This is a genomic window from Serratia sp. MF1(2023) (assembly GCF_030954545.1).
GTDB classification, from domain to species: Bacteria; Pseudomonadota; Gammaproteobacteria; order Enterobacterales; family Enterobacteriaceae; genus Serratia; species Serratia sarumanii.
Genome location: NZ_JAVHUX010000016.1, coordinates 19,854 through 33,038 on the forward strand (window position 1 = coordinate 19,854; position 13,185 = coordinate 33,038).

The 13,185-nt window shown below is 61.3% G+C and carries 13 protein-coding genes and 1 pseudogene; 5 read left to right on the forward strand and 9 right to left on the reverse strand.

Annotated elements, in window-relative coordinates:
- Positions 1-6 precede the first annotated feature (6 nt).
- Together REA38_RS09405 and REA38_RS09410 are read right to left on the reverse strand one after the other, a co-directional pair.
- Complete coding sequence (locus tag REA38_RS09405; protein WP_223307178.1) at positions 7-864, reverse strand: glycine betaine ABC transporter substrate-binding protein; 858 nt, start codon at positions 862-864, stop codon at positions 7-9.
- Between the two features lie 64 nt (positions 865-928).
- The gene (locus REA38_RS09410) at positions 929-1,645 is read right to left on the reverse strand and encodes an ABC transporter permease (RefSeq protein WP_101426871.1); all 717 of its coding nucleotides are present in this window, start codon (positions 1,643-1,645) and stop codon (positions 929-931) included.
- Between the two features lie 508 nt (positions 1,646-2,153).
- Between REA38_RS09410 and REA38_RS09415 the strand changes: the two genes are divergently transcribed.
- Positions 2,154-3,641: an MDR family MFS transporter gene (locus REA38_RS09415; protein WP_047567634.1), complete on the forward strand. Its 1,488-nt coding sequence runs from the start codon at positions 2,154-2,156 to the stop codon at positions 3,639-3,641.
- Between the two features lie 56 nt (positions 3,642-3,697).
- Here REA38_RS09415 and REA38_RS09420 read toward each other — a convergent pair whose 3' ends face one another.
- Positions 3,698-3,997, reverse strand: coding sequence for a DUF1161 domain-containing protein (locus REA38_RS09420; protein ID WP_033648229.1), 300 nt, complete (start codon positions 3,995-3,997; stop codon positions 3,698-3,700).
- 89 nt (positions 3,998-4,086) lie between these two features.
- Positions 4,087-4,455 carry a DUF1283 family protein gene (locus REA38_RS09425; RefSeq protein ID WP_004938560.1) on the reverse strand — a complete coding sequence of 123 codons (369 nt, stop codon included), beginning with the start codon at positions 4,453-4,455 and terminating at the stop codon, positions 4,087-4,089.
- 148 nt (positions 4,456-4,603) lie between these two features.
- Here REA38_RS09425 and REA38_RS09430 point away from each other — a divergent pair, with 148 nt between their 5' ends.
- A complete protein-coding gene (locus REA38_RS09430) occupies positions 4,604-4,930 on the forward strand; it encodes a YnfA family protein (protein WP_033648230.1) in 327 nt (108 codons plus the stop codon).
- A 36-nt stretch (positions 4,931-4,966) separates the two neighbouring features.
- On the opposite strand, the gene ydfG is transcribed toward REA38_RS09430, so the two are convergent.
- A complete protein-coding gene (gene ydfG / locus REA38_RS09435; protein ID WP_033648231.1) occupies positions 4,967-5,716 on the reverse strand; it encodes a bifunctional NADP-dependent 3-hydroxy acid dehydrogenase/3-hydroxypropionate dehydrogenase YdfG in 750 nt (249 codons plus the stop codon).
- A 125-nt stretch (positions 5,717-5,841) separates the two neighbouring features.
- A complete protein-coding gene (locus tag REA38_RS09440) occupies positions 5,842-6,363 on the reverse strand; it encodes a GNAT family N-acetyltransferase (RefSeq protein WP_060430138.1) in 522 nt (173 codons plus the stop codon).
- On the opposite strand from REA38_RS09440, the gene REA38_RS09445 reads away from it, so the two are divergent.
- Positions 6,355-6,522: a hypothetical protein gene (locus REA38_RS09445; RefSeq protein WP_308885769.1), complete on the forward strand. Its 168-nt coding sequence runs from the start codon at positions 6,355-6,357 to the stop codon at positions 6,520-6,522. The genes REA38_RS09440 and REA38_RS09445 overlap by 9 nt on opposite strands.
- Positions 6,523-6,563: 41 nt before the next feature.
- Here REA38_RS09445 and fecA read toward each other — a convergent pair whose 3' ends face one another.
- From fecA to fecI, 3 genes are all read right to left on the reverse strand, one after another.
- Positions 6,564-8,915 carry a TonB-dependent Fe(3+) dicitrate receptor FecA gene (fecA, locus tag REA38_RS09450; protein ID WP_041034990.1) on the reverse strand — a complete coding sequence of 784 codons (2,352 nt, stop codon included), beginning with the start codon at positions 8,913-8,915 and terminating at the stop codon, positions 6,564-6,566.
- 114 nt (positions 8,916-9,029) lie between these two features.
- Positions 9,030-9,986 (reverse strand): ferric citrate uptake sigma factor regulator FecR, encoded by a 957-nt coding sequence (fecR, locus tag REA38_RS09455; protein WP_308885770.1) that lies wholly within the window; start codon positions 9,984-9,986, stop codon positions 9,030-9,032.
- Complete coding sequence (gene fecI / locus REA38_RS09460; RefSeq protein WP_033638471.1) at positions 9,983-10,507, reverse strand: ferric citrate uptake sigma factor FecI; 525 nt, start codon at positions 10,505-10,507, stop codon at positions 9,983-9,985. Before fecI ends, fecR begins: the two co-directional genes overlap by 4 nt.
- A 425-nt stretch (positions 10,508-10,932) precedes the next feature.
- On the opposite strand from fecI, the pseudogene guaD reads away from it, so the two are divergent.
- Positions 10,933-12,242, forward strand: a pseudogene (gene guaD, locus REA38_RS09465) (guanine deaminase).
- A 112-nt stretch (positions 12,243-12,354) separates the two neighbouring features.
- Entirely contained in the window at positions 12,355-13,158 is an 804-nt protein-coding gene (locus tag REA38_RS09470) for a hypothetical protein (protein ID WP_308885772.1), read from the forward strand.
- Positions 13,159-13,185 lie beyond the last annotated feature (27 nt).

Consider the following 13,185-nt stretch of genomic DNA (forward strand, 5'->3'; position numbering starts at 1 on the left):
GCCTCCCTAAATCAGGCCGCGCTGCTTGAGGAACGCGTCGGCGACCTGTTGCGGCGTCTGGTAGTCGATATCCACCCTGGCGTTAAGCTCGGTGATCACCTGATTGTTGAACTGTTTCGACAGCGTGTTCAGCGCCTCTTCCAGCCCCGGCGTGTTTTGCAACACGTCGGCGCGCACCACCGGCGTGACCGCATAGCTCGGGAAGTAACCCTTGTCGTCTTCGAGCACCTGCAGATCGAAGCCTTTCACCCGGCCGTCGGTGGTGTACACCAGCCCGGCGTCGACGAAACCGTCGCGGATGGCGTTGTAGACCAGGCCGGGATCCATCTGGCGGATTTGCGGACGATCGAGCGGCATATCGTACAGTGCCTGCATCGGCTTCAGGCCGTCCGAGCGGCCGGCAAACTCCAGATCCAGCCCCAGTAGCCAGTTGTGTTTCGGGTCGGTTTTACGCACCTGTTCCACTTTGGCCACCAGCTGCGACATGGTGCGAATCTGCTCTTTTTCCGCGCGCTGGCGCTGCATGGCGAAGGCGTAGGTGTTGTTCATGTCCGCCGGCTGCAGCCACACCAGGCCGAGTTTGGCGTCGAGCTTTTTCACCGTGTCGTAAGTTTCCTGCGGCGTCATGCGCTTATTGATGTGGTTAAAGATGATCAGCGAGGTGCCGGTGTATTCCCAGGTCATGTCGATCTGTTTGTTGATCATGGCGTTGCGAGTGATCACCGTGGCCAGATTGGTCTTGGGTTCGACCTGAAAACCTTTGGCCCGCAGGTATTGCACGGTGATCGCCGACAGAATGCGCTGTTCGGTAAAGTTCTTGCTCGCCAGCGTCAGCGGGGCGGCCCAGGCGGCCGCGCCGGTCATCAGCAAGGAGAACAGCAGCGCGTGGCGGAGGCGTTGTAACCATCGAGTCATCGCGTTTCTCCCATCAGGATGCGGTGTGCGGGCTGAGCCGGCGGCCGAGACCGGCCAGCGCCAGATCGAGCAGCAGGGCGATCAGCGCGGTGGCGGCGGCGCCGAGGATCAGCGTCGGGAAGTCGTTCAGGTAGATGCCGGGGAAGATCAGTTCGCCGTAGCTGCTGGCGCCGATCAAAAACGCCAGCGGCGCGGTGCCGACGTTGATCGCCATCGCGATGCGCACCCCGGCGAAGATCACCGGCAGGGCGTTGGGCAGTTCGACCTGGCGCAGCCGCTGCCCGGCGGTCATGCCAATACCGTTGGCGGCCTCGACCAGCGCCGGCGGCACCGAACGCAGGCCGGCATAGGTATTGCGCACGATGGGCAGCAGCGAGGCGAGAAACAGCGCCACCACCGCCGGCCGGTCGCCGATGCCGATGATCACCATCGCCAGCGCCAGCACCGCCAGCGGCGGCAGGGTGTTGCCGACGTTAAAGATCTGCATCACGTGCTCCGCCCAGCGGCGGGCGAAGGGGCGGCTCAGCAGGATGCCGCTGGGAATGCCGACCAACAGCGACAGCAGCATGGAGCACGCCACCAGGAACATGTGCTGCTGGCCGAGGTAAATCAAATCTTCCCGGCGCGACTTGAGGGTTTCCCAACCGATGCCGTAAACCAGCAGCGCGATGACGGCGATAAACAGCAGGCTCCCGAGGAGCAGGCGCCGGTATGGCGCTGACTTGTGCATGATGTTGCGTCCTCCGTTGCGCGGAGCGGCCGATAGGCGGCGCATTCCGCTCTGATTGTTACCCACTGCCCGGCGGGCGTGGCGGTACAAAACGGGCGTTTCGCATGAGGTTAGCGACATTGAGCGAAGGGTGCGTTCGGCACAGCGTGCTGAACGTAGGCTCAATACGTGAGTTAATCAGCATAAGATACTGATATTTAAACCCGAGAAAGCACGAAGCCCAAAGGCGCCGGCTAGGGAAGGTATAGCACCCTGTCGTTGAGCGTGCCAAGTTTTATGAACAAAATCAGCTGATTGAGTTTGCCCAGATTGGCGCCGCAGACCGCGTCAGCGCTGGGATGCGTGGAAAGTAAAAAAATCCGCAGAAAAAAAGTTACGCCGTAACAATCAGTCCAAATGGTGCGATTCGCCGCCGGCAAAGGCAGGATGTGAGGGCGGATAGACTCGGCGCAGACGCTTGCTGATATACTCAGGGAAAATAAAAACGCCAGGAAGCCTGCATAACGCCATGACAAATAACGTTTCACCCGCACCCATCGCCCACCGCCCGCTGATCCTGATCGCCTGCATGCTGGCGATGTTCATGTCGGCGATCGAAGCCACCATCGTCGCCACCGCCATGCCGACCATCATCGGCGATCTCGGCGGCTTTTCGCTGCTGGGCTGGGTGTTCGCGGTCTATTTGCTGGCGCAGGCGATCACCATTCCCATCTACGGCCGGCTGGCGGATCTCTACGGCCGCAAGCGGGTGTTCTTCTTCGGCGCCACGCTGTTCCTGCTGGGATCGGTGCTGTGCGGCTTCGCCCCCGACATGTATTGGCTGATCGGCTTCCGTCTGCTGCAGGGGCTGGGCGCAGGCGCCATCATGCCGATCGCCTCCACCATCATCGGCGACATCTACAGCGCCACCGAGCGGCCGAAGGTGATGGGCTACCTGTCGAGCGTGTGGGGCGTGTCGGCGATCATCGGCCCGCTGCTGGGGGCGTTTATCGTGCAGCACCTGCCGTGGGCGCTGGTTTTCTGGGTCAACCTGCCGATCGGCCTGCTGGCGATGTTCTTCCTCTGGCGCTATCTGCCGGCGCATCAGCAACTGCGGCGGCACGCGCTGGATCTGGCGGGCACCGCCTGGCTGACGTTGTTCGTTTCGGCGCTGTTGCTGGCGCTGTTGCAGATGGAAAGCCTGGGATGGTGGGTGGCGCCGTTGCTCGCGCTGGCGGCGGCGTCGCTGGCGCTGCTTGTCCGCCAGGAGCGGCGCGCGGTCGAACCGCTGTTCCCGCTGGCGCTGTGGCAAAGCCGGGTGATCGTCGCCGGCAACATCGGCGGGCTGGTGATCGGCGCGGCGATGATGGGCATCAGCGCCTTCCTGCCTACTTTCATTCAGGGCGTAATGGGCGGCTCGCCGCTGGAGGCGGGCACCACGCTGGCGCTGATGTCGATCGGTTGGCCGCTGGCCAGCACGCTGAGCGGCCGTTTGATGCTGATGACCTCGTACCGCGCGACGGCGTTGCTGGGTGCGCTGCTGTTGGTGGCGGGCGGCCTGATCCTGCTGATGCTGCAGCCGACCGGTGGCCTGCTGTGGGGGCGGGTGGCGGCGTTTATGGTCGGCGCCGGCATGGGGTTGTGCAACACCACGTTTTTAGTGTCGGTGCAGAACGCGGCGCATTACAGCATTCGCGGCATCGCCACCGCCTGTACGGTGTTTACCCGCATGGTGGGTTCGGCCATCGGCACCGCGATTTTGGGCGCCACGCTGAACCTCAACCTGCAGTGGCGTTTGCCAGAGGTTGACGATCCGGTGCAGCGGTTGATGGAGCCGGCGGTGCGGCAGAGCATGGGAAGCGAAGCGCTGGCGCAGCTGATCCAGCAGGTGGCGGCTTCGCTGCATTGGGTGTTCCTGGCGTCGGCGTTGGTGTCGTTGCTGGCGTTGGCGGCGGCGATGCTGATCCCGGCGCGTTGTCGACCGCAGGGCGAAGGGGAAGAGGCGGAGCAGGCGTAAGGGAAAAGTAAAGGGCGCGGCTGTGAATGAACTGCGCCCTGGATAGCCGATGCGGCTTACTGCGTGTTGGAGGTATCCTGGCTGCTGCCGGTCTGCGCCGCGTCACCGCGATCGTCGCCATTGTTCAGGCGGGTATAGACGATCTTCTGGGTGTCGTTTTCGCAGTGGCCGACCACTTGGCCGCCCGCTTGATCGGCCTGATCGTTAGGCACGATCTCCAGTTTGAAGCCGGACTCCGGAACGCCGTTATTGATGATTTTCTGCGAAATGTCCGCTTTCACGCTTTCGCAGGAGGCCAGAGCCGCCAACGGCGCGCCGGCCAGCAAGACAGCGGTTAATATCAGCGTTTTCTTCATCACGTCATCCTTTTAGACAATGGACTTCCTGTGACAGGATAGCAGTAATGGCGGCCGGGTTTCACGCTTGCCCGCCCGCCGCAGGCGGATTAAGGATTAATCCGACGCCCGGTCTGACGATCCAGACATTTACGGGTGTCCGGCTCCCAGTACGCGTTAACGTTGTTGCTGTCGTTGCAGCGATCTTCGTCATCCGCCGCGCGATCGGCCTTGTCGAACTCTTTCTCGACGCGAGTGTTAACCTTGTGGCGCAGGGATTTGGTATCATTCCACTGCTCTTTGCTCTGGCGTGCTTCTTCGGTGCTCATCGCGCCGCTGCCTTTGCCATCGACGGTGACGCAGGTGCTGCCCTGCGTGCAGGTGGCGGCCAGCGCCGGCGCCTGCCAGGCGCCCATAACGGCCAGCATGGCGACCGGCAGCATCCCGCGCAGCAGTCGTTGGGTCGAAAATGTTTTCATCGTTTCATCCTTATGAGTGAGTGCGCCTGATGATGGCGACACTGGCGTTACTTCGCCCGCAGGCGTGGTGACAAATATACCACCGCGCTTCTGAAATTCACCAGCCAAGCGCCGATTCGTTTACTTTATCGAGAGAAAACTGCGACCGATGTTAAAAACCACGCTGTTGTTTTTCGCCACCGCCCTGGCTGAAATTATCGGCTGTTTCCTGCCTTATCTCTGGCTCAAAAAGCAGGGCAGCGCCTGGCTATTGCTGCCGGCGGCAGTGAGCCTGATGCTGTTTGTTTGGCTGTTGACGCTGCATCCGGCGGCCAGCGGGCGGGTCTATGCGGCCTACGGCGGCGTGTATGTGGCGACGGCGCTGCTGTGGCTGCGGGTGGTGGACGGGGTGAAGCTGTCTGCGCTGGACTGGGTGGGCGCGGGGGTGGCGCTGGCGGGCATGTTGATCATCGTTTCAGGCTGGCGCGCAGCCTGAGCAAACACGGCGGGAGTCGCCTCCCGCCGCCGGAGATCAGGCGCCGCGGTGGATGTTCAGCCCGGCGAAGGACTGGCTGACCGGCATCATTTCCAGCGTGTTGATGTTGACGCGCGCCGGCAACGTCGCGACCCAGAACACCGACTCGGCGATGTCTTCCGGCGTCAGCGCATCGGCGCCTTCGTAGGTTTTGTTGACCTTGCCGTCATCGCCCTTGAAGCGCACGTTGGAGAACTCGGTGCCGCCCACCAGGCCCGGCTCGATATCGGTCACGCGGATGCGCGTGCCGTGCAGATCGGCGCGCAGGCCCAGGCTGAACTGTTTGACGAACGCCTTGGTGGCGCCGTACACGTTGCCGCCGGCGTAAGGCCAGTTGGCGGCGGTGGAGCCGATGTTGATCACATGGCCGACGTTGCGCTCGACCATGGCCGGCAGCAGCGCGCGCGTCATGTTCACCAGCCCCTTGGCGTTGGTGTCGATCATGGTTTCCCAGTCATCGGCGTTGGCCTTGTGCGCCGGCTCCAGCCCCAGCGCCAGGCCGGCGTTGTTCACCAGCACGTCGATCTGGCGCAGCTCGGCCGGCAGTGCTTCGATCGCCTGTTGAATGGCAGCGCGGTTGCGCACGTCGAGCCGCACAATGTGCAGCGCTTGCCCTAATTCGTCCCGCAGCTCTTCGAGACGCTCAAGGCGGCGCCCGGCGGCGATCACCTGATGGCCTTCACGGATAAAACGGCGTGCGATTGCCTCGCCGAAACCGGAGGTGGCGCCGGTAACAAAAATAATCATGTTGCTGTTCCTCAACTGTTTTTACCCTACATGCCTCTATCATTAGCACAAACCCGCTGGCAGTGGCAGCGGTTATCGCGGCGCAGAGAAAAAAAGGCCGCACCGGGCCGGCGGCCCGGTGCGGATCAATGCTGAGGCGGCAGGTGGTAGACCACGGCGTCATACTTGATGTTTTCACGCTTGCCGGCCAGCACGCCGCCCAGCGACTCGGCGAGGCGGCGGCTGGCGGTATTTTGCTCGGCCACCGGGTAGATAAGGTGCTGAGGTTGAAAGCGCTCGCTGACCCAGCGCGCGATGCCCTGCACGATTTCGCGCCCGTAGCCCTGGCCGTGCAGGCTCTCTTTCACCCAGATGCCCAGCTCCGGGGTGCGGCTGCGCAGGTTATGCGCGCCGCCGACGCCGACGAACTGCCGGTCTTCGCGCCGGCGGGCGACGAAGATCACTTCTTCGCCTTCGCGCATCAGCGGCAGCCAGCCTTGCCAGACGTTGGCGAAATCTTCCGGCGACGCCTCCGGCTCAAAGGTCATAAAGCGCGTCAGAGTGGGGGTGATCGCCTGGTAAACATCGTCGGCGTCTGCTGCGGTAAAGGGGGCAATCAACAAACGGTCGGTGTCCACGCGGCACTGAGAAAGGTCATTATGATTCATCTTATTTTCCCTCGCTTTTCAGGCCAGAACGGCAAAAAATCCGCGCCCATAAATCAGGGCGGATCGTCGATATTACGCGCATTGGCGGCAGAAGCGACTTATTTTTCGCCGCTTGGGCAAGATGGAAAGATCGGGCTTGGTGACAATGTCACGTTATGAATGAAGCGGCGAGCGCGCTGAGGTGCGCCCGCCGTCGGGGATCAGAACTTCACCGAGCCTTGCAGATAGATCGTACGCGGCTGGCCGATGTACAGACCTTTGTTATTGTCGTCATAGGCACGGGTGAAATACTCGTGGTTGAACAGGTTTTTCACGCCGACGCCCAGATTCAGGCCGGCCATTTCCGGGCCGAAATCATAGGCGGCGCGCACGCCCCACAGCATATAGCCGGGAATGCGGCCGGTGCTGCCGTCGGCGCTTTCCGCCACGGTGTTGGCGTTATCGGCGAACTGGCTGGATTGGAACTCGCCGTTGAGGTTAAACGCCCAGTTGCCCGGCGTGTAGTCCAGCCCCAGCGTGCCTTTATGCTTCGGTGAGAACGGCACCTGGTTGCCCTTGTAGCCGCCGTCTTCGCGGATAGTGGCGTTGACGTAGGCGTAGCTGGCGTAGGCGGTCAGATCGTCCAGTTTCGGCGTCAGCTGCGACAGATCGTAACGCAGGCTGCCCTCCAGCCCGGCGTGGCGAGTTTTGCCGCGCGCGGTCACGCTGTCGGTCACCTGGTTGGAGTCGTACTGGTTGTTGAAGTTGATCAGGAACAGCCCGATCTCGCCGGTCAGCGCATCGCCGGCGTAGCGGGTGCCCAGCTCCCAGGTGCGCGCCTTCTCCGGTTCAATCTTGCCGCTGTCGACCGCTTTGCCCATCTGGCTGTACTGCACGGTGCCGAAGGAGCCTTCGGTGTTGGCGTACAGGTTCCAGTATTCGTTAAGGTGATACATCACGTTCAACGCCGGCAGCGGCGCGTTATAGCTGACGTCGAGGCGGTTGTTCTTGATGTAGTTGTTCTGATACGACTTGATGTACTCGTAGCGCATGCCTGGCGTGATGGTCCAGTCGCCGATGTCGATGCGATCGTCGATATAGAAGGCGTGCGCCTCGGTGCCGGACTGGGTATCGCGATCGTAGGGGCTGGCGCTGGACGGCAGCCGGCCGGTGCTGGCCTTGCTGGTGTAGCGCAGCTCGTGGGTGGATTCGCTGACGTAGCGGTAGCCGACGCCGACCTCATGCGCCGAGTCTCCCCAGCGGAAGCTCTGGCTGTAGCGCGGTTCCACGCCGCGCACCCAGTATTCGCGCGGTGACAGCGTCAGATTTTTGCCCTGATCCAGATAGCCGCTGCGCAGGGTGTAGGTGTAGAAGCTCTGCACGTCGAACTTGTGCTGTTGATCCGGCTGATACTGATAGCCGAAGTTCGCCAGCTGGCGGCGGCCCCAGAACTTGTCGTACGGGCGCGTCGACTGGAACGGGTTGGCGTTGTAGTCCGCCCGGCTCAGGCCGCCCGGCATGTCCGCCTCGCCTTCGTAGTATTGCAGCAGGCTGTTGAAGGTGTGCACCTCGTTCGGGGCGTAACGGCTTTTCAGCATCACGTCGTCAATCTTGGTCGCGCTGTGTTCGCGCCAGTCGCTGCCGCGGGTGCCGGAGTAGAGCAGCGCCGCGCCGAAGCCGTTGTCGGCGGTGCCGCCGATCATCAGGTTGCCGGTGCCTTTCGGGTGATCCTGGCGCGAAGTCGGGCTGAGCTGCCCCTGCATGCCGGCTTCCATGCCGAAGGTTTTCGGGATGGCGCGGGTGACGAAGTTGACGACGCCGCCGACGCTCTGCGGCCCATAACGCACCGCGCCGCCGCCGCGCACCACGTCGATCGCGTCCATATTGCCGAGCGAGACCGGCGCCAGCGACAGCTGCGGCTGGCCGTAAGGCGCGAAGGGCACCGGGATGCCGTCCATCAGTACGGTGGAGCGGCTGGCGAGGCGCGGGTTGAGGCCGCGAATGCCGAAGTTCAGCGCCATGTCATGGCTGCCGGTACCGTTGTTCTCCGGCGCCACCACGCCCGGCACCCGGTTCAACGCTTCGCGCACGGTGGTGGTGCCGGTTTTGGCGAATTCTTCGCGGCGCACCACGTCGCGCGCGCCGGGATGTTCGAACACGTCTACCTGGCGGCCTTCCGCCAGCCAGTCACCGACCACGGTGATGTCTTCTTCCTTCTGCGGCTGCGGCAGTTTGGCCAGCGTGTAACCGTTGTTGCCGAGCGCTTTAGCCTGCAGGCCGCTGCCGGCCAGCAGGGCGTTCAGGCCGTCATCGACGCCGTAGCTGCCGCTCAGGCCCGGCGAACGTTTACCGGCGGTCAGCGTGCCGTCCACCGAGAGCGCGATGCCGGCGCGAGCGGCGAAAGCGTTCAGCGCGCCGTCCAGCTCACCGGCCGGAATATGATAGGCTGCGGCGGCGCTGGCGGCGCTCGCCGTCAGCGGTGCGGCGAAGGCCAGGCCAATGGCCACGGCCAGCGGCGTGGCGCGTTTTCCCCAAAGCGAAGCCGGCGCTCCCTTTCCCCAAGCGTTGTTCATACCTTCTCCTGAATCATTTTTTATTTATTGCTGCAGTGTTTTCCTGGGAGTCGGATGAGCGAAGCAAAAGGGACAATCAAGAATGCGATTTTTTATCATTTTCATTTAAAAAATTCAGGCGGGAACGATTTGCAGCCAATAGCGGGTAAAGCTTTGCAGGCGCACCGGCAGCGTCTGGCTGAGCAGGGCGAGGGCGCGATCGGTATCGTTGAGCGGGAAACTGCCGCTGACGCGCAGGCCGGCGACGGCCGGATCGCAGCTCAGGTGGCCGCGTCGGTAGCGCGCCAGTTCGGCGATCACCTGGTCCAGCCGCCATTGGCTGACGCTCAGCACGCCGCGCAGCCAGCCGTCTTCCGCCGCAGCCGATTGCTTGTCGCTGAAGGCCGAGGCGCTGAAGCCGATCTGTTCCCCGGCGTCCACCCGGCGCGTTTGCTGCGGATCCTGCGCCAGCTGCGCTTCGACCGCATGCTCCAGCACTGTCAGGCGCGTCTCGCCGCCGATCTCGCGCACCAAAAAGCGGGTGCCGAGCGCGCGCATCGCTCCCTGCGGGCTTTGCACCCACAGCGGCCGGGGGTCGCGCCCGGTAATCAGGCTGATTTCTCCGGCGTGCAAACGGATCAACCGTTGACGATCGTCGTAATGCACGTCCACCGCACTGGCGGTGTTGAGCACCAGTTGGGTGCCGTCGCTTAACACAATGGGTTTGATTTCGCCGGTGGCGGTGCGGTAGTCGGCGCGCAGCTCCCGGCCGAACGGCGATTGGTAAAGGAAACCGCCGCCGCCCACGCCAAGCAACAGCAGCAGGCTCTTCAGCAGGGTGCGGCGATCGATCGCCGACTGGCGGCCGGCGCGATCGAGCGCGCGGTAGCTGAACTTGCCCGGCACGGCTTGCAGCTGGCTCTGCAGCGCTTCGACGCGCTGCCAGGCCCAGCGGTGATCGGCGTGCTGCTGGTGCCAGGCTTGCCACTGTAGGCGCTGGCGGTCGGTGACGTGCTCATCGCACAACAGGGCATACCAGTGTGCGGCCATCTTCAGCGCCTGGCGCTGCTCGGGGGTAATGGCGTTGCTCATGAGAAAACGTCGTTTTCCAGGCTGAACAGCAGGCAATGCTCGGTGGCCTTGGCCATGTATTTTTTAACCGAACTGACCGACACGCCGAGGCGCACGGCGATGTCCGCATAGCCCAGGCCTTCGAGCTGCGACAGCAGAAAGGCCTGTTTCGCTTTTGGCCCCAGGCCGTCGAGCATGGCATCGATCTGCTGCAGGCTTTCCAACAGGCTCTGGCGCTGTTCCGGCGACGGGGCGTAGCCTTCCGGGATCAGCGTCAGCATCTCCAGATAGGCGCGCTCCAGCGTTCTGCGGCGGAACAGATCGACCATCACCCGCTTGGCGACGGTGACCAGAAAGTCTTTCGGCTCGCGCAGGGTCGCCGCGGCGTCGCTTTTCAGCAGGCGCATAAAGGTGTCCTGCGCCACATCGTCCGCGTCGAAAGCGCAGCCCAGCCGCCGGCGCAACCATCCCTGCAACCAGGCGTGATGGGTGGCGTAAAGGCGCGACAGCGCGGCGTGCGGGGCGGAAGCGGTGGCGGACATGGTTTTCGCATTGCTGGTCAAAAAGATGCGCGGATGATAATTGAGAATGGTTATCGTTTCAAGTTTGTCGGGTGGGTTCCTGAATGGTTCCGGCCTCTTTTTATCGCGTTGAAATAGGCTGACGGGCGCGAAAATATCCCTTTGCCCATTAAAGGTGCAGCAACGGTGTTATTTCGGTAAGCAAACGGTTGCTATTAGTCTGCCGTCGAAGATCGCCGCGTGTTTTATTCTTTTTCTTCGGTTGGTTTTCTTTGTTTAATTAGTATCACTTTGTTTTAACGTGAAAATATATTTTATGTCGGTCTGTTGGCACACGGCTTGCTATGCTTAACCCGGTCTTTAAGTTTGGGCAACAGAAGGCATTGTTTCATCGGCGCAGGTTATTATGCGGGTGAGATTGGCCGGTCGTCACAAGGAAGAAAATAATGGCACTGCAATTCACCACGGCTATTCGTGGCAATTTTTTTGATATCGCGGCCTGCGTGGAGGAACCGCAACAGCTTGACGAACGCCTGCGGCACATTCCCGACGGTTTGTTGCTGCTGAACGGGGGCGTCATCGTCTGGTTCGGCAGCTGGCAGCAGGGTGAGGCGCTGCTGCCGCCGGGTTTCGCGGTCACGGAGTATCGCGACAAACCGATTGTACCGGGCTTTATCGACACCCATATCCGCAAACCGAAATGATCGGCGCCTATGGCGACCAACTGCTGGACTGGTTAAATAATTACACCTTCCCGACCGAAAGCCGCTATGGCTGCGAGCGGCACGCCGACGCGATGTCGGCCTTCTTTCTGCGGGAGTTGCTGAGCAACGGCACTACCACCGCGTTGGTGTTCGGCAGCGTGCATCCGCAGTCGGTCGATGCGCTGTTCAGCCAGGCGCAAACGCTGAACATGCGCCTGATCGCCGGTAAGGTGATGATGGATCGCCATGCGCCGCAGGCGCTGCTGGAAACGCCGGAGCAGAGTTACCGCGACACGCGCGAGTTGATTGAACGCTGGCACGGCAAAGGCCGCCTCGGTTACGCCATTACGCCGCGCTTTGCGCCAACCAGCACCCCGGCGCTGCTGGCGAAGGTGCAGCGGCTGCGCGAAGAATTCCCCGACGTGTGGCTGCAGACGCACCTGAGCGAGAATCCGCAGGAAGTGGCCTGGGTAAAATCGCTGTTCCCGCAAAGCCAAAGCTATCTGGACGTTTACCATCGCTACGGCATGACCGGCGGCAAAAGCGTGTTCGCCCACTGCCTGCACCTGGAGGAGCAGGAGTGGGACTGTCTGTGCGAGACCCGTTCGGCGATCGCCTTTTGCCCCACCTCCAACCTGTTCCTCGGCAGCGGGCTGTTCGACCTGCAGCAGGCCTGGCGCAAGCGGGTTAAGCTCGGCATCGGCACCGACGTGGGGGCAGGCACCTCCTTCAATATGCTGCGCACGCTGGGCGAGGCGTACAAGGTCGGCCAGCTGCAGCATTACCGGCTCTCCGCCGTAGAAGCGTTTTATCACGCCACCCTGGGCGGCGCCCGCGCGCTGTCGCTGGACGATAAAATCGGCAACTTCGACGTCGGCAAAGAGGCGGATTTCGTGGTGCTCGATCCGGCGGTGACGCCGCTGCAGCAGTTACGCTACGCCAACAGCGCCACGCCGGCGGAACAAGGCTTCGTGCTGATGACGCTGGGGGACGATCGCAATATTTATCGCACCTATGTGGACGGCAAGGTGGTTTATCAGGCGGCGCGTTGACGCAGCCGCATTCACTCCCAGTATCGAAGCGTCCAACGTCGTTGTCTTTATCTGGTTATTGAGCGGGAAAGGGCGGGAGAGACGTGAAGTTATTTGCACAGGGTTAACACTGTTGAGCGGATACTATTTATCAGGAATGACTCTGCGCGTATTTTTAATTAAACATTATATAAAGGATTTATTGCTCATGCTCGTGTCTGACCCCCGTTATCACTTGTTAGCCGTCTGCAGCGCTCAGCATCTGCGCGCTGTAGCTGAAAGAATCTGTGCTCGCGATAAACTAGAACCGCTAGCGTTTGATGCTGTTCTTTGGCGGAGTTGTTGGACATCACCACTGCCAACCATATCGCCAGAGTCGTCAAGTGAGTTTTTGCAATCGGTGGGGCATGTTTATCCTCGCGCCACTTATGAACTAAGGTCTTGGCTCATCTTTGGCAGACGTAAGTTGGATCTGCAAGCTGCCGACAAGCTGATTTATCTTGCTCGCGTGATCGAGAAGGAGTGGAAAGTTGAAGAGCAACCTTCCGTTTGGCGCAAGCACCCCAGCAACAGGCTCAATGGTTATGCGTACAATATCGTACAGATTCTTATACATACCAGCGTATCCGAGGATTATCCAAAGGAGAATAATATCTCTCACCGGCATGATTTGCTTACGCATTCACCGAGTAACTCAAGGCTCACGGCTTGGATGGAAAAATATCAACATAGCTCAAAAGACCCCTTTGTTTTCGCACGGCTTGATGTGACACGTATCAGTAATATGAGGGAGTTATTTCTATGGCAGATTTCGCTTGAAACCCGTAGCGGATTATATACTTCGGCAACCTTCGAGGCTGCAGTAGGGACAAGAATCAGGTCATACGATCGTCCGGTGCCCGGTCGGCGCATTCAAGCGTTCATAGGTTATATCTAATCGAGTTAACGCACCGCTATAGCTACA